Annotated in this window: 18 protein-coding genes; 11 read left to right on the forward strand and 7 right to left on the reverse strand. The window is 68.0% G+C overall.

The genetic code is table 11. The annotated features are described in order from the left end of the window. The first annotated feature begins 4 nt into the window (after positions 1–4). Positions 5–3,175 carry an alpha-mannosidase gene (locus tag VB777_RS06680; RefSeq protein WP_323247863.1) on the forward strand — a complete coding sequence of 1,057 codons (3,171 nt, stop codon included), beginning with the start codon at positions 5–7 and terminating at the stop codon, positions 3,173–3,175. Between the two features lie 67 nt (positions 3,176–3,242). On the opposite strand, the gene psbN is transcribed toward VB777_RS06680, so the two are convergent. After that, positions 3,243–3,386, reverse strand: coding sequence for a photosystem II reaction center protein PsbN (gene psbN / locus VB777_RS06685; protein ID WP_197157326.1), 144 nt, complete (start codon positions 3,384–3,386; stop codon positions 3,243–3,245). 85 nt (positions 3,387–3,471) lie between these two features. Between psbN and psbH the strand changes: the two genes are divergently transcribed. The 4 genes from psbH (at position 3,472) to VB777_RS06705 (ending at position 5,093) form a co-directional block, all read left to right on the forward strand. Beyond that, positions 3,472–3,672 carry a photosystem II reaction center phosphoprotein PsbH gene (psbH, locus tag VB777_RS06690; RefSeq protein WP_197157324.1) on the forward strand — a complete coding sequence of 67 codons (201 nt, stop codon included), beginning with the start codon at positions 3,472–3,474 and terminating at the stop codon, positions 3,670–3,672. Positions 3,673–3,697: 25 nt separating this feature from the next. After that, positions 3,698–3,985: a TatA/E family twin arginine-targeting protein translocase gene (locus VB777_RS06695; RefSeq protein ID WP_323247865.1), complete on the forward strand. Its 288-nt coding sequence runs from the start codon at positions 3,698–3,700 to the stop codon at positions 3,983–3,985. Positions 3,986–4,132: 147 nt separating this feature from the next. Then, complete coding sequence (gene pth / locus VB777_RS06700; protein ID WP_416238317.1) at positions 4,133–4,768, forward strand: aminoacyl-tRNA hydrolase; 636 nt, start codon at positions 4,133–4,135, stop codon at positions 4,766–4,768. A gap of 67 nt (positions 4,769–4,835) precedes the next feature. Next, positions 4,836–5,093: a DUF3146 family protein gene (locus VB777_RS06705; RefSeq protein ID WP_197157320.1), complete on the forward strand. Its 258-nt coding sequence runs from the start codon at positions 4,836–4,838 to the stop codon at positions 5,091–5,093. A gap of 52 nt (positions 5,094–5,145) precedes the next feature. Here VB777_RS06705 and VB777_RS06710 read toward each other — a convergent pair whose 3' ends face one another. Together VB777_RS06710 and VB777_RS06715 are read right to left on the reverse strand one after the other, a co-directional pair. Further along, a complete protein-coding gene (locus VB777_RS06710) occupies positions 5,146–5,613 on the reverse strand; it encodes a resolvase (protein ID WP_323247867.1) in 468 nt (155 codons plus the stop codon). 10 nt (positions 5,614–5,623) lie between these two features. Then, positions 5,624–6,859 carry a DUF3084 domain-containing protein gene (locus tag VB777_RS06715; RefSeq protein WP_197157318.1) on the reverse strand — a complete coding sequence of 412 codons (1,236 nt, stop codon included), beginning with the start codon at positions 6,857–6,859 and terminating at the stop codon, positions 5,624–5,626. A 211-nt stretch (positions 6,860–7,070) separates the two neighbouring features. On the opposite strand from VB777_RS06715, the gene VB777_RS06720 reads away from it, so the two are divergent. Next, a complete protein-coding gene (locus tag VB777_RS06720; protein WP_323247869.1) occupies positions 7,071–7,901 on the forward strand; it encodes a sulfotransferase in 831 nt (276 codons plus the stop codon). 20 nt (positions 7,902–7,921) lie between these two features. Here VB777_RS06720 and ntcA read toward each other — a convergent pair whose 3' ends face one another. Then, entirely contained in the window at positions 7,922–8,656 is a 735-nt protein-coding gene (ntcA, locus tag VB777_RS06725) for a global nitrogen regulator NtcA (RefSeq protein WP_197157314.1), read from the reverse strand. Between the two features lie 328 nt (positions 8,657–8,984). Between ntcA and VB777_RS06730 the strand changes: the two genes are divergently transcribed. From VB777_RS06730 to VB777_RS06740, 3 genes are all read left to right on the forward strand, one after another. Beyond that, the gene (locus VB777_RS06730; RefSeq protein WP_197171646.1) at positions 8,985–9,626 is read left to right on the forward strand and encodes a cob(I)yrinic acid a,c-diamide adenosyltransferase; all 642 of its coding nucleotides are present in this window, start codon (positions 8,985–8,987) and stop codon (positions 9,624–9,626) included. Then, the gene (gene dcd, locus VB777_RS06735; RefSeq protein WP_197157310.1) at positions 9,626–10,219 is read left to right on the forward strand and encodes a dCTP deaminase; all 594 of its coding nucleotides are present in this window, start codon (positions 9,626–9,628) and stop codon (positions 10,217–10,219) included. The genes VB777_RS06730 and dcd overlap by 1 nt, the downstream gene beginning before the upstream one ends. A gap of 348 nt (positions 10,220–10,567) precedes the next feature. Continuing rightward, on the forward strand, positions 10,568–10,714 hold the full coding sequence (locus VB777_RS06740; RefSeq protein WP_323247871.1) for a hypothetical protein: 147 nt from the start codon (positions 10,568–10,570) through the stop codon (positions 10,712–10,714). A 79-nt stretch (positions 10,715–10,793) separates the two neighbouring features. Here VB777_RS06740 and thyX read toward each other — a convergent pair whose 3' ends face one another. Further along, complete coding sequence (thyX, locus tag VB777_RS06745; RefSeq protein WP_323247873.1) at positions 10,794–11,519, reverse strand: FAD-dependent thymidylate synthase; 726 nt, start codon at positions 11,517–11,519, stop codon at positions 10,794–10,796. A 34-nt stretch (positions 11,520–11,553) separates the two neighbouring features. After that, entirely contained in the window at positions 11,554–12,117 is a 564-nt protein-coding gene (locus VB777_RS06750) for a thioredoxin domain-containing protein (RefSeq protein ID WP_323247875.1), read from the reverse strand. 91 nt (positions 12,118–12,208) lie between these two features. Between VB777_RS06750 and VB777_RS06755 the strand changes: the two genes are divergently transcribed. Both VB777_RS06755 and VB777_RS06760 read left to right on the forward strand, forming a co-directional pair. Then, complete coding sequence (locus VB777_RS06755; protein WP_323247877.1) at positions 12,209–12,622, forward strand: NIL domain-containing protein; 414 nt, start codon at positions 12,209–12,211, stop codon at positions 12,620–12,622. Between the two features lie 13 nt (positions 12,623–12,635). Beyond that, positions 12,636–13,130 carry a hypothetical protein gene (locus VB777_RS06760; protein WP_323247879.1) on the forward strand — a complete coding sequence of 165 codons (495 nt, stop codon included), beginning with the start codon at positions 12,636–12,638 and terminating at the stop codon, positions 13,128–13,130. Here the strand turns inward: VB777_RS06760 and VB777_RS06765 are convergent. Further along, positions 13,075–14,049, reverse strand: a 975-nt coding sequence (locus tag VB777_RS06765) for a lytic transglycosylase domain-containing protein (protein ID WP_323247881.1), incomplete at its 5' end; no start/stop codon positions are given. The genes VB777_RS06760 and VB777_RS06765 overlap by 56 nt on opposite strands.

The following is a 14,049-nucleotide window of genomic DNA, read 5'->3' on the forward strand; positions in this document are numbered from 1 at the left end:
CAAAATGCCCGAGGGCCCTGAGCAACAGGAATCCCCCCGGATTGAAACGTTTCAGTCATGTTCGCGCCTGGAGCTTCAGCCCCTCTGGCTCTGCCCCTGGCCCGATGGCTCGGAAGCTCCGGCCCTGGCCCACCCGTGGGCGCCGCAGGCCCGGCCCGACTGGACAGCCCGCGGCCTGATCGTCTGGCCGCGGGGCCAGCAGTGGTGGCGGCTGCGGCTGCGCCTGAGCTGTCCTTCCGCCTGGGTTGACCTGGCTGGGGCGGCGGAGGCCCGTCTGGTGCTGCGCTGGTGGGCCGATCGCGCCGAGCTGTGGGTGAACGGCACATGCCGGCACCGCGGTGATCTGTTCGACACCGCCTGTCGCTGGCTTCTGCCGCGCTCCTGGTGGCAGGGCGAGCCGCTGGAGCTGGAGTTGCGGCTGCGCAGCCCCCTCCACGACGACGGCGCCCTGATGCACAGCCGCCTTGAACTCGAACCGACCGACCCGGCCGATCCCCAGGGGCTGCTTGCCGAGACGGCCGCCGCTCTGGTGAAGCTGCGCCAGGGGCGGACGCTGCCGCTTGCCGCCCCAGTCTCCCTGGAGCCAGGCCAGCCGGGGTTTCATGTGCTCGGCCATGCCCACCTCGACCTGGCCTGGCTGTGGCCCGTGGCGGACACCTGGCAGGCGGCCGAGCGCACCTTCGCCTCGGCCCTGGATCTGATGCAGCGCTTCCCGCAGCTGCATTTCGGCCATTCCACCCCGGCGCTCTACGCCTGGTTGGAGCGGCACCGTCCGGCCCTGTTCGAGCGCATCCGCGCCGCCATGCGGGCCGGTCGCTGGGAGCCGCTCAACGGTCCCTGGGTCGAGACCGATTGCGTGCTGGTGAGCACGGCCTCCCTGCTGCGCCAGTTCCAGGAGGGGCAGCACTACAGCCAGGCCGCGTTCCCCGAGTGGGAGCACAGCCTCGCCTGGTTGCCGGACAGCTTCGGCTTCGGGGCCGGTCTGCCGGCGGTGGCGGCCGCCACCGGAGTGCGCTGGTTCTGCACCCACAAGCTCGCCTGGAATGCCTCCACTCCCTTCCCCCACCGACTGTTCCGCTGGCGCAGCCGCGGCAGTGGTGAGGTCCTGGCGCTGATGACGGCGCCGATCGGCACCGATGGCGATCCGGAGGCGATGGAGCGCTACCGGCTGGAGTGGCAGCAGGCCAGTGGCCACGCGACCGCCCTGTGGCTGCCGGGGGTGGGTGACCACGGCGGCGGCCCCACCGCCGAGATGCTCGAGCAGCTGGCCCTCTGGCAAGCCCAGCCCGAGGCGGCGCCCCAGCGCCACGGCAGCCTGCGCCAGTACCTGGCGGATCTGGCGCCGTTGGCGCCGACGCTGCCGGTGTGGCGCGACGAGCTCTACCTGGAGCTGCACCGTGGCTGCCCCACCAGCCGGCCAGACCAGAAGCGCCACAACCGCAGTCTGGAGCGCCTGCTGCGGGAGGCGGAGCTGGCCCAGGCGCTGCTGCAGGGTGGCAAGGCAGAGGGAGTTCAGACCGAACGAAGCCAGCTGGCGGGGGCCGAAACGGACCTGCCGGACTGGCGCGACCTGCTGTTTCAGCAATTTCACGACATCCTTCCCGGCAGCTCGATCCCGGAGGTGTTCGAGCAGGCGGAGCCCCAGTGGCGCCGCGCCCGCCGCAGGGCGCGCCGGCAGCGGGATCAGGCTTTGGGGCGCTGGCTGGGGGCTGCAGTGGCGGGGGAGGCTGGGTCGGTTGGCTCGGCCACTGGAGCAACGAGTCAAGATTCGGCGGCGGCCGGCCAGAGGGACGACCAGGCGTCCGACCACACGGCCGAACAGAAGAATGACCAGAGGTGGTGGATCGCCCAGCTCCAGCCCCTGGCTGCGGCCTCTTGCACCGTGCGGTTGCCTGCGGGCCAGTGGAGCCTGCCGGGGCCCGCAGGCGATCAGCCCATCACCAGCCAGCCGGCCGCGTCCGGTGGGGTGTGGGTGCAGCTGCCCGTTCCGGCAGGTGTGACGGCCCTGCCCCTGTGGCGAAGGCCACCGGGGCGAAGCACGGTCGGACCGGACCCCGCCCCGCGCCCTGTCGCCTCCGGTGTCGAGGCGCTAGCCCTGCGGGATCCTGTACGGCTGGAGCCCGATCCGGAACGGGGGAGCGACCGCTGGCGGCTTTCCAATGGACTCCTGAGTGTGGCGGTCGGGCCCGCGGGTGTGGAGCAGCTCTGGGATGCCAGCGGCGCGGCCCAGCTCGCTGCGCCGCTGGCCTGGCGGCGCTATGGCGATCGCGGTGAGTTCTGGGATGCCTGGGATCTGGCGGCCGACTACCGCGACCATCCCCTGCCCTGGATCTGGGACGGGCCGCCGCAGTGGCTGGAGCGGGGGCCCCTCTGCGCGGCGTTCCGCTGGCGGGGCCGCTGCGGTACCAGCCCACTGCGGCTCGATGGGCGCCTGCGCGCTGGCAGCCCCTGGCTGGAGCTCAGCCTCGCGGTGAACTGGCGCCAGCGCCATGAACTGCTGCGACTCGAGGTGCCGCTGGCCTGGCCTGCCGTTCGCTGGGCCACCGACACCAGCGGCGGCGTGATCGAGCGTCCAGCCGAGCCCCAGACCAACCGCGAGCGCAGCCGCTGGGAAGTGGCGGCGATCGGCTGGCTGGCGGCGATCGGTGCCTCGGCTGCTGGGGGGGGCGAGCCTGGGATGGCGGTGCTCCTCGATGGACCTCAGGGGGTATCGGCCAGCCAGCAGGCGCTGGGGGTGTCGTTGCTGCGGGGCCCCACCTGGCCCGATCCATCCGCCGACAACGGCTGGCAACGCCAGCAGCTGGCGCTGATGCCCTGCGCCGGAGGCTGGCGCCGCGGAGGAGTGCCGGCGGAGGCCCTGCGGCTGCGCGAGCCCCTCTGGGGGCGCCCCACGGCTACGGCCGGAGCCCCCAATCCGCCACCCGGTTTTCCCGCCCTGGCCGAAGATCTGCAGATGATTGCCTTGGCGCCCGATCCGGAGCTCGGCGTGGTGCGCCTCACAGTGCAGAACCTGGGCCCTTGCCGGCGCTGGCTCGATGTCGGGCCCGACTGGCAGCTGCTGGAGCGGGGCGACGGTCTGTTTCAGCCGCTGCCGCAGGAAACGGGAGATTGGGTGCAGGCAGCGGTGCTGGGGCCCTGGGAGTTCGGCTTCTGGCGAATCCGCCGGCGGGCCTGAAGGTCAGGGTTGGCGCTGAGCTGAGAACTGCACTGGCGACACCGGTGACGATTCCGGGAACCGGTGTTCAGTCCTCGTGATCGTCGAAGGGATCGGTGAGTTGCTTCGAGGGCGGCCCGAAGGCCTGGTAGACGCCGAAGCCTGTGAGGGCCAGTAACACTGCCAGCACGGTGAGGGCAATGGAGAGGGCGGGCGAACCTGTGGATTCCATACGAGTCTCGAAAGCTGTCGCAGGCGGCCCTGGTGTGACCTTTAGAGTACCCGTCACGATTCCTTGATCGAGAGGACTGAGCTCCATGGCCCAACGCACCCCCCTCGGAAATCTGCTGCGACCCCTGAATTCCGAATACGGCAAGGTCGTTCCCGGCTGGGGCACCACCCCGGTGATGGGGGTGTTCATGCTCCTCTTCCTGGTCTTCCTCCTCGTGATCCTGCAGCTCTACAACAAGTCGCTCCTGCTCGAGGGCATCACCGTCAACTGGAACGGCGTCGGCTGATTCCTGACCCAGCCGCATTTCCTGCATGAATTTCTTCGGTATCGGCTTGCCCGAACTGGCGGTGATCGCCGCTATTGGCCTGCTGGTGTTCGGGCCCAAGCGGCTGCCTGAACTGGGCAAAACCCTGGGTCGGACGCTCAAGGGTTTTCAGTCGGCCTCCCAGGAGTTTGAGAAGGAGTTCCGCTCCGCGATCACCACCGAGCCGGAGCCGTCTGCGTCACCGGCGCTTCCTGAGGGGTCTGCGCCTGCAACGGCCAGTGGAGAGGTTGGGTCTGCCATGGCCAGTGGGGAGTCAGCCACGCCAATGGCCTGAAGCCTTGCCACTCCTTGTCACAAGCCTTTCGAAAGGTTGTGCTGTCTTCTCGAGGGGCTGAGCGGTGTTGCCCATCCCCCGCGCCGTAGCCTCGGGCAGACCTTTTCGGGGGATGTTTCCCTGCAATCCGTGAGTCCAACGCCTCCGGTGACCACTGAGACCACGCTGCCGGGAGTGGACCTGCGGCTGCTGGTCGGCTTGGGAAATCCGGGTTCTAAATACGTCGACACGCGTCACAACGTGGGCTTTATGGCCCTCGAACGCCTGGCACGCCAGGAGGGCGTCGGGTTTCGCCAGCAGGCCAAGCTTCACGGCTTGCTGGCGGAGGTGGGCCATGGCGATCGGCGCCTGCGGCTGCTCATGCCGCAGACCTTCATGAACGACAGTGGACGCTCGATTCGTGCAGCCCTCGACTGGTTCGACCTGAAACCCTCCCAGATGCTGGTGGTGGTGGACGACATGGATCTGCCCTTCGGTCGTCTGCGCCTGCGTGCCAGCGGAAGCGCCGGTGGACACAACGGCCTGCGCAGCACGATCCAGCACCTCGGCGCTCAGGAGTTTCCGCGGCTGCGCATCGGCATCGGCGCTCCAGCGGAGCATCCCGTCGAGCGCCGGGCCCGCACGGTGTCCCACGTGCTGGGGCGCTTCTCGGCGGACGAGCAGCCTGGCCTGGCCGCAGTGCTCGATGAGGTGGTGGCCGGCATCGACCTGATCCGCCGGCTCGGGATCGAGCGGGCCGGCAACCGCCTGAACAGTTTTTCGCTTCAGGCTGCGGCAGCCTGATGTCTGCCATGGGCTTTTGTCAGCCTTGATCTGCCTGTCGTGAGCCCTTCGCCGTGATGTATCCCTCGTGAGCCGCCTGCCCGCCACCACCGCCCAGCTGCGGGTCCTGCGCCAGAGTTTCAGCCAGCGGGTGCTGGAGGGTGAGGTGTCCGCCGGCGGGTTCCAGTGGACCTTCTGCTGGGCCTTCGATCGTGGTGAACTCAACGTGGAGCCCTCCCTGGGCCGCGCCCTGATCCAGGATGCTCTGCTGCGCTTTCTGCTCCAGGCCGATTACCAGCTCGAGGCCGGCGGCGACTACGCCTTCACCGTGCGCGCCAGTCTCTGAAATCGGGCTGGGCATCCCGGGCTCAGCGCGGAGCCGGACCTCCCCTTCTGGATCAGGAGCGCGGCAGGGTTCGACCCAGGAACCGTTCGAGCAGCAACTGCGCCACCACATCATCCCAGTCGCGGGGCGGCTGCCGCAGCCCTCGGGGCAGGCAGCGCCGCCAGCCCCGAGGCGGGAACAGCTCCCAGAAACGCTGCCGCGCCGCCAGGGTGCTGCCATGCTCCTCCACCACATGCACAGCAGCGATCGTCGCGAGTCTTGTCTGCCAGTGCCGGCAGCCGGTGCCGTTGCCCAGCACGATCTCAGCCACCAGCCCCTCGGCGCACCAGCTGTTCAGTTGGTGCCAGGTCGCTTCCGGGGTCAGCACCGCCGCCGCCACAATCCGCTGCCCCGTGGCATCGGTGCACACCAGGCCGCACTTGCAGCGGCCCGGATCCAACCCCGCCAGTCCGGCTCGCTGCTGCGGTGCATCGCCGTGAGGGATTCGATCACTCGGCTCGGGTGAGGCGTGGGTGGCCATGGCACGGCGTTCAGGGGCGTCCGTTGCGTGGCCGGATCCAGCGGAGCTCCACCACGATCGGATCGGGAGTGTCGGCATCCTGCACGGCCACGGCTTCCAGCTGGGCCGCCTGATCTTCCGGTCGCTCGCTCAGGGAGCGGGCCAGCTGGTTGAGCAGGGCCGCGTCGAACTGCAGGCCATCGGTGATCGAACCCTGGCGCTGCACCTTGGCGTAGGCGGCAGCGAGCAGCAGGTTCAGCCGGCTGTTGACCTGCTGGGGGCTGTGCACCTCCGGTTCGAGGCTGGTGGTGGCCAGCACGTCGCCCGCCCGCGCCACGGGGCGGTTCGGCCGCAGGTCTGGAAAGGCCAGCACCTGCTGCTCACCGCGCAGCACGTTGGCGGCCGAGAGCAGGCTCACCACCCAGGAGCCGGGGCGGGCCAGCAGAGTCTCCAGTTTGGCGATGTCGTTCCTTGGCACCAGAAGGATCTGGCGGTCCGGCGGCTCCCCCGGCAGCACCCGCTGGAACGCGAGCCGGTTGGCCTGCTGCAGCAAGGTGTTGATCACGTCCCGGGCCTGTTCCGGTCGCTCCAGAGTCACCTTGGCGGTGGCCAGGGGCTGGCCGCTGCTGATCACCACATCGCCGCGGCGCAGGGCGATGATCTTGGTTTCAAGGCCCTGGAGTTCCTTCTCCCCTTCCTTGATCTGCTCCTGCACCGCCGCCAACTCGGTTTCGGTGCGGCGGATCTCCTGGTCCCGGTTAGCCACATCGCGGCTGAGGCGATCGCGCTCGGCCTCCAGCCGGGCACGCTGCTGCTGCAGGGGCAGCAGTTCGCGCCGCAGTTGTTGCAGCCGCTTCTCCGCTTCATCCCGCTGGGCCTGGGCCCGTTTTCGCTCCCCTTCCACCCGCTTGGTGGCCGCCTGGGCTCGGCGGCTGGCCTGCTGGGCGGTGGCGCTGGCGGCCTGGGCACCGACCAGGTCGCGGCGGCTGCGTGCCAGATCGTCGCGGCTCTGCTGCAGCCTCTGCTCCAGCTGGTCCAGTTCGAACAGGCCCACCCGCAACCTTTGGCTCACCAGAAGCATCAGGCCCAGGGACATGGCACTGATCAGCGATCCGGTGAGCACCGTGATCAGCACGGCGGTGCGGCGCGGTCGCAGGTTGAACAGGCTGAGGCGCGCCTTGCCCACGCGGCTGCCGAGCCGATCACCGAGGGTGGAGAGCACGCCGCCCAGCACCAGCAGGACCAGGATCAACAACCAACCCGTCATCGCTGCCTCACCACGCCGTCGTTCCGCTGTCAGCCTTCGGATCCGGGGGATCCGAAGGCTGCATCCTGCAGCACAGACCCCGTCGTCCGGCACGGTGCGGACAGTCTGGGGAGGCGTCCCGCCGGGTCTGATCCTTGGCCTGTTCCGATGTCTGTGGTCCGGTCGGTGCTTCTGGGTCGTTTAATGTCTGGCCCGCCCGGCTTGCACCGCGATGGTTCCGGACTTCATGGTGATCGGGGCCCAGCGTTCCGGCACCACCTGGCTGCACAGGGTTCTCAGCCAGCATCCGGATCTGTGGCTCACGCCGGTCAAGGAGCTCCACTACTTTGACAAGCCCCAGATCCGCTTCGGCGTGTTCGACGCCGATGAGCGGCGACGCGCCAGGTTCTGGGACCTGAAGCGTTTCGCCCGCGATCCCCGCTGGTTCGGCCGCTACTGGTTCCTGCCGCGCAGTGATGCCTGGTATTGCCGCCTGTTTGGTCAGGGACGTCGCCAGGGCAAGCGGGTCGGCGAGATCACCCCCGCCTACGCCACCCTGGAGCGGCCGGTGTGGGAGCGGATGCAGCGTCTGGCACCGGAGCTGAGGCTGGTGTTCGTGATGCGCGATCCCGTGCTGAGGGTCTGGTCGGCGATCCGCAACCGGGTCCGCAAGGGCCAGTTCGACGGTGAGGCCGACATTGCCGCTCTGCTGGAGCAGGCCCGCATGCCCGGGGCCGTGAGCCGTTCCAACTACCTCCGCACCATCGAGACCGTCGAGGCGGTGTTCCAGCCCGCTCAGTTGCACTGCTGCTTTTTCGAACAGCTCAGCAGTGATCCTGCAGCCTTCGCCGACGACCTGTTCGACTTTCTGGCCGCGCCCCCTTTGAACGAGCGACTGCGTCTGCCGCCGGCCGTCAACGTGGCCGCCGGCGGCCGGGAACCCCCCCTGGGCTTTCAGCGGGAGATGGCGCGCGACTATCTACCGATGGTGGAGCGTCTGGCAGAGCGTTTCGGTGCCGTGCCGCAGGGCTGGCTGGATCGCTACCGCAATCTGCTCAGCTGACCTGGTTGGAGTGGAGGCGGTCAGCTGAAGCGTTTGGCCAGGGCGATCGGGTCGAAGACCGTGATCTTCTTGCGATCCACCTGCACCAGCCCGTCGTTGCGCAGGTCGCCCAGCAGCCGCGTGATCGTCACCCGGGTGGAGCCGATCGCCTCGGCGATCGCCTGGTGGGAGAGGCGCAGGTCGATCGTGATCCCCTCCTGACTGGGCACACCGAAATCGCGGCAGAGCACAAGCAGAAAGCTCACCAGCCGGGAGGACATGTCCCGGTGGGTGAGGGTTTCGATCATGGTTTCGGTCTGCAGGATGCGGGAGGACAAGCCCTGCAGCAGCAATAGCCCGACGCTGGCATCGCGCTCAATGGCCTGGCGGACCGAGGTGGCGGGAGCGGTCACCATCTCCACGCGGGTGAAGGCGATGGCGTGATAAAAGCGATCGGATCGCTGCCCGGTGAGCAGCGACAGCACACCGAACAGACTGTTTTCCCGCAGCAGTGCCACGGTGATTTCTTCACCGGATTCGTAGACCCGCGATAACCGCACGGCGCCGCGACGCAGCAGATAGACCCGTTCGGCCGGATCTCCGGGAAAGAAAATGGTTTTGCCACGCTCCACGGTCTCGACGCTGCTGCCGCCGAGACCGCGCATCACTTCGAGAAGGGTGGCTCCGGCTCCGCCGGACACACCCGACCCGGTGCCAGCGGAGCCGCTGGGGGGAGGGGGGGCGTAACGGCTGAAGCCGCGAGTAGCGCCGACCATGACGGCGGGGCAGGAACTGGGAAGCTACGGAGCGACCCTGCTCTTTCTTGTAGCAACCAACACGGTTGCTGTCAGGGCCTCCGCTTCCGCTCCCGCTCGCCAGCCCCTGGCGCTCTGGGCCTGTGCGGCTGTTGACGCCTGTCGCAGCCTGTGCCGCCGTTTCCGCGAAACCGTCTGTTCCCACCAGGGATGGTGTTTGTGGCTTGTCCAGGGCGCAGATGCCGCTACATTCAGGTTTCAGCGCAGCGTCCGATCCCATCGCTTCGGTCCCTGTCCAGGTCGGCCGGAATGATCCGCTCGCCCGGCCCCATCGCCCTCCGGGATGTCCATGACCGCCAGTCTTGCCAGCCCCCAGGGCAGCCATCGCCCCTCCCAGCGGGGTGACATCTCTGTCCGGGGTCAGCGGCTGGAGGCCCGGCCTGAGCAGCGAACTGACCCTGTCCGCCCAGCGACTCGCGCTGTAGTGCCCCTTCGGCCCGTGCCTCAGGCCGAAGGGCTGCTTCAGGTGCACACAGCCCCTTTCCGCGGCAGCTTCGGCGCCGTGTTCAGCCAGGCCCTGCGCACGGCGGGTCTGGGCAGTCGCGTCCTGGTGAGTCAGTTTCTCAAAGGTGGCGTGGATCAGGGGCTGGGCCGCAGTCTCTGGCTTTGCGGCCGCCTGCAGTGGCTGCGGCCGGCGGTGCCCGCCTGCCTTGCGGCTCCCCTGCAGGCTGAAGCCGAGCAGGACCTTGCCCTGGCGGCTGTCCGGGAGGTGTGGGATTTCAGCCGCCAGCAGCTGCTGGCGGGCGCCGTGGATCTGATGGTGCTTGATGAACTGGGGCTGGCGATCGAGCTGGGTTATCTGTCTCTTCTGGATGTCACCGAGGTGCTGGAACAGCGGCCGGCTCAGCTGGATGTCATCCTGACGGGCCCGGCGATGCCCGCCGCTCTGATGGCCATGGCCGATCAGGTCACCCAACTGCGCCGCGGCTGATGCTCAAGAACGACCGCTGGATCAAGGAGCGGGCCGATGCCGGCATGATCCAGCCCTTTGAGGGCCATCTGGTGAGGCATCTCGAACCCGAGACCTCCAGCGCGCCGGTGCTCAGCTTTGGTTGTTCCTCTTATGGCTACGACCTGCGTCTGTCGTCGCAGGAGTTTCTGATCTTTCGCCATGTCCCCGGCACGGTAATGAACCCGAAGCGGTTCAATCCAGCCAATCTGGAGCCGGCCCCCCTGCATGAGGACATCGATGGCGCCTTTTTCATTCTGCCGGCCCATTCCTATGGCCTTGGCGTTGCGATGGAGAAGCTGAGGGTGCCGCCCAACATCACGGTAATTTGCCTGGGAAAGAGCACTTACGCCCGGCTTGGCATCATCGTCAACACCACACCCGCTGAAGCGGGGTGGGAGGGCCATCTCACGCTTGAATTCAGCAATTCTTCCGGCGCAGATTGCCGCATTTATGCCAACGAAGGTATCTGTCAACTGCTGTTCTTCGAAGGCGATCCCTGCGACACCACCTACCAGGATCGTGCCGGAAAGTATCAGGATCAGCCCGAGCGGGTCACCCTGGCCAGGGTCTGAACCGACTGGTAGCCCGGGCAATGAAGAGCCCGTCATCCTGCTGCTCTGCGGTCCTCATGGCCTGCCAGGCCATGAGGATCAATGGCGCCATGCTCTGTTCCGTGAGCGTCCGTTCAACCCCATGGCTCGCTGAATAGCGCCCAGGCAGGGAAAACCGCTGCTGCACAGGAGGACGGGCTGGTCGTTGATCCAGAACACTGGATCTGAGCCTGTGGTGGGTGCTGCCACTGCCGCCCCGGAGGTCTCGACCGGGGGGGTGCTGCTGCTCCCTGAGCCCGCGGCACTCTGTGGATTTCTGAGTGTTGCCCCGGACTCGTTGGAGAGGCGCTGGCGAATCTTGTCCAGGACTTGGCCATAGCCTGCCCCACCCTGCTGCTGCAGAATGCCTTGGACCGATCCGGCACCTGCCGCATCCAGAAGCATCTGGGCATGGCCTGCCGATCCGGCCAGCCCGCCTGTGGCCACAGCCATCCCGAGCAGGGTCAGGAGCAGTGAGTCGCGGACGGGAGGGAACACGGGAGCTGCTAGGTAGAGAGGCGATCAGGCAACTTCAAGTTTGGCGAAGGATCGCTGCTCAGGGGGCAAGACGGGCCTTGTGCAGCCGGCTTTTCGCGTACCAGTCAGCAAATTCAGGTGCCCATCGCTCCAGGTGGGGCCACATCAGATCGCAGAGGGCGCGGATTTCCTGTTGGGCATCGAGCTTGGCCCGCAGATCGAGAAAGTGGAGGAAGGCCCGCAGCGAAAAGCTCACCACAAAGTGCTGGCGGTAATCGAATGGCAGGATGCCGCGGGCATGCTCTTCGGCAAAGCCAGCCGCCAGCAGGTCGCGGTAGCGCTCAGCGGCCTGTTGGCAGAGCTGCAGATCGATCGCCCGCTGCTCCTCGCTGTAGAGGTAGCGCTTGCCCTGACGGTCGCTGTAAGAGCCCACCGGCCGCAGGTAGAACACCTCCTCCAGCTCCATCGCCCCATCGGCGGCGCGGCAGATGCGTTCGCCCGTGTAACGCATCGATTGCACATCGAAGCTCACACCAACCCGATGGGTGCGGGCCTGCTGCATCACCGAGTGGGGGAACCAGCCCACATTGAGAACAATCTGCGCATGCTCCAGTGGTCCGAAGTGGCCGCGCTCACCTGCCAGCAGACGCTTGATGCAGATCTCCCCGGCCTTGGCCTCCTCGGGCCAGCTGCTGGGGTCGGCGGCGACGAAGCCCTCGCTGTAGTCCTGATGCATGGCCGCATAGACGCACCGCTGCGGCTCGGGAGTGGCGGCGATCAGGGCGACCCGGAAGCGGGGATCCATGGGGAGGGGCGTGGGTGCTTGGGTGGGCAGGGCGTCAGCCGTGGCTGCGGGGATCCGCCATCACGGCCGGTGCCTGGGCCGTGTCGGCCAGAGTGCTCACTGCGCCGACGCCGGCCAGGCGCGGCAGCGGCGTGCCATCGATCAACGCCTCGACCAGGGCGTTGAGCTCAGGGGCGCTGCGGGCTCCGAGGGAGCGGCCCACGGATTGCCCGTTGTTGTCGAACAGTTCCAGCTGGGGAATGCCATTCACCTCGTAGCGCTCGATCTCCGGCAGCCAGCGCGGATTATCGACATTGAGCAGCACCACGTTGAGGCGATCACGATGCTGCCGCTCCACCGCCTCCATGGCCGGCGCCATCGATCGGCAGGCCTCGCACCAGTCGGCGTAGAACTCCACCAGGCTGGGCCGGCCATTGCTCAGGGCCACCGGCAGATCCAGCGACCGGCGGGCCAGCTGCTCCAGCGGGGCTTCCGGATGGAGACCTCCCCGTAACCACACCAACGCCACCGCCAGCGCCGCGGCGATCACCGCCAGCAGCACACGCTCGCGTCGGCCCAGGGGGATCGAGGGCGGGGAAGGATCGCTTGGGTTCGCCATCTGCCGCAGGGAGCCGACCGGCACTCTGGCAGTTCATCGTCAGCCCTGACCTGAAGACCTTGCTAGCGTCCGACCCGAAGGATGCGGCCCCGTGAAACGACGCCTCACGCTGCATTTCCCCCGGGAAGCGGTGCACCAGCCGATCACCTACCGGCTTGCTGTCGACTTCGACATCGCCGCCAAGATTTTGCGGGCCCAGATCGCGCCGAATCAGAGCGGCACCATGGTGGTGGAGCTCTCCGGTGACATCGACGAGCTGGAGGCCGCTGAGGCCTGGCTGGAGAGCCAGGGGCTGGCCCTCAACCGTGCCCCTGGGGAGATCCGGATCGATGCCCAGCGCTGCGTCGATTGCGGCATCTGTACCGCCATCTGCCCCAGTGGAGCCCTGCGTTGCGAAGCGCCGGTCTGGAGGCTGAACTTCGAGGCGGACCGCTGTCTCGTCTGTGAGCAGTGCATCCCCAGCTGCCCGCTCGAGGCCATCGCCCTGGTGCTGGATCAGCCATGACCCTGGATCGGCCATGAATTCAGTGCTGCGCCTGATCGCCCTGCCGTTCAGGGCTCCCCTCGTGCTCCTGCTGATCGGGGTGAGTGTCTATCTCGGCATGCACTGGACCCTCACCCTGCCGGAGTTGAGCCAGCGCTTTTCAAGTCCCGGCCACTTCATCCTGCTGGTGGAGTATCTGCACGCCGTGGTGGTGGTGGTGATCTGCACCATGCCGGATCTACTCCTGTTCCGTCTGTCGCAGCTCATGGCCGCCAGCCGGGTGGTGAGCCTGGTGGTGAGCCTGCTGCTGGTCACCCTGGCCGGTCTTTATCTCCTGCACCTCAACATCCTGGCCAATGTGCTGATCCTGGCGCCGGCCGTGCTGCTGGCCCGTCTGGATCTGGTGCGGATCCGGGTGGTCCCCTCCTCCACCACCATGGTTCTGGTGCTCAACATCCTGGTGCTGAGTGGCCTCATGGCAGGACGCTGGCTGAGCACCCACGGCCAGGCGTTGGGGGCTTCGGCCTGATCGTGGCAGTCCCCTGGCTGTAACTCCAGAGGTTGCCCAGCACCTTCTTCACGTAGAGCCGCGTTTCCGGATAGGGGATCGCCTCCACCCAGAGTTCCGGTTCGTCCCGCAGGCGGCGCCGTTCAGCCGGGTCGGCCAGCCAGCCGGTCACGGCCCCCGGGCCGGCGTTGTAGCTGGCGATCATCGGCAGGAGCTGCTGATCCCACTGGCGAGCCAGTTGGTGCAGATAGAGGGCGCCGAGGCGGGCGTTGAGGCCGGGATCCTCCAGCTCCCGGCTGCTCATCGGCCGGCCCGCCAGCTCTGAAGCGGTACTGGGCAGCAGTTGCAGCAGCCCCACGGCGTCAGCGGGAGAGTGCACGGATGGGGTGAAACGTGACTCCTGCTTGGCCACCGCCAGCAGCAGGCTCACGGGCAGCCCTACGGGGGCTGCCGCCATCTGAAATTCCGGCAGGAAGCGCTTGGGGTGGAGGCTGCGCTCCAGCAGGGGCTGCAGCCCGCAGGGATCCGGGGCGAGCCGCAGGGAGGCCAGCTCCAGCTGCCCGAGGCCTGTCCAGTCGTCGCCGACACCCTGGCGCAGCCGCCCCTCCACCAGCAGGGTGGCGCTGTCGCCGGGCGGCACGTTGCCACGGCGCTGGCGCCATTGCTCCCAGGCCTCGAGCCGTTGATCGAGGCGCCAGAGGGTATCGAGCCCGGGATCACCGCTCCGCAGGGGCCACCAGGGCTCGCCGCTGGCGGCAGGTTCGCCGGGGTTGGGCAGGGGGGTGGCCTGTGCGTCCAGCAGGGTGTCGGCAGCGGGATCTCCCAGCTGGGCGGCGGCCCGCCAGGCGTAGTAGCCCCCGGGCCACTGCCGGCGCAGCTCCTGCCAGCGGATGAGCCCCGCCTGGCGGTCCCCCTGGCGGACCTGGGCGTAGCCCAGCCA

The sequence above is a fragment of the Synechococcus sp. CCY9202 genome (assembly GCF_034931685.1).
Lineage (GTDB): Bacteria > Cyanobacteriota > Cyanobacteriia > PCC-6307 > Cyanobiaceae > CBW1002.

Coding starts and splice junctions, on each gene's coding strand:
- dcd (WP_197157310.1), top strand. CDS start 9,626: ATGCTCAAGAACGACCGCTGGATCAAGGAGCGGGCCGATGCCGGCATG.
- VB777_RS06760 (WP_323247879.1), top strand. CDS start 12,636: ATGAATTCAGTGCTGCGCCTGATCGCCCTGCCGTTCAGGGCTCCCCTC.
- thyX (WP_323247873.1), bottom strand. CDS start 11,519: ATGGATCCCCGCTTCCGGGTCGCCCTGATCGCCGCCACTCCCGAGCCG.
- VB777_RS06710 (WP_323247867.1), bottom strand. CDS start 5,613: ATGGCCACCCACGCCTCACCCGAGCCGAGTGATCGAATCCCTCACGGC.
- VB777_RS06750 (WP_323247875.1), bottom strand. CDS start 12,117: ATGGCGAACCCAAGCGATCCTTCCCCGCCCTCGATCCCCCTGGGCCGA.
- psbH (WP_197157324.1), top strand. CDS start 3,472: ATGGCCCAACGCACCCCCCTCGGAAATCTGCTGCGACCCCTGAATTCC.
- VB777_RS06715 (WP_197157318.1), bottom strand. CDS start 6,859: ATGACGGGTTGGTTGTTGATCCTGGTCCTGCTGGTGCTGGGCGGCGTG.
- VB777_RS06730 (WP_197171646.1), top strand. CDS start 8,985: ATGACCGCCAGTCTTGCCAGCCCCCAGGGCAGCCATCGCCCCTCCCAG.
- ntcA (WP_197157314.1), bottom strand. CDS start 8,656: ATGGTCGGCGCTACTCGCGGCTTCAGCCGTTACGCCCCCCCTCCCCCC.
- VB777_RS06720 (WP_323247869.1), top strand. CDS start 7,071: ATGGTTCCGGACTTCATGGTGATCGGGGCCCAGCGTTCCGGCACCACC.
- psbN (WP_197157326.1), bottom strand. CDS start 3,386: ATGGAATCCACAGGTTCGCCCGCCCTCTCCATTGCCCTCACCGTGCTG.
- VB777_RS06695 (WP_323247865.1), top strand. CDS start 3,698: ATGAATTTCTTCGGTATCGGCTTGCCCGAACTGGCGGTGATCGCCGCT.
- VB777_RS06680 (WP_323247863.1), top strand. CDS start 5: ATGCCCGAGGGCCCTGAGCAACAGGAATCCCCCCGGATTGAAACGTTT.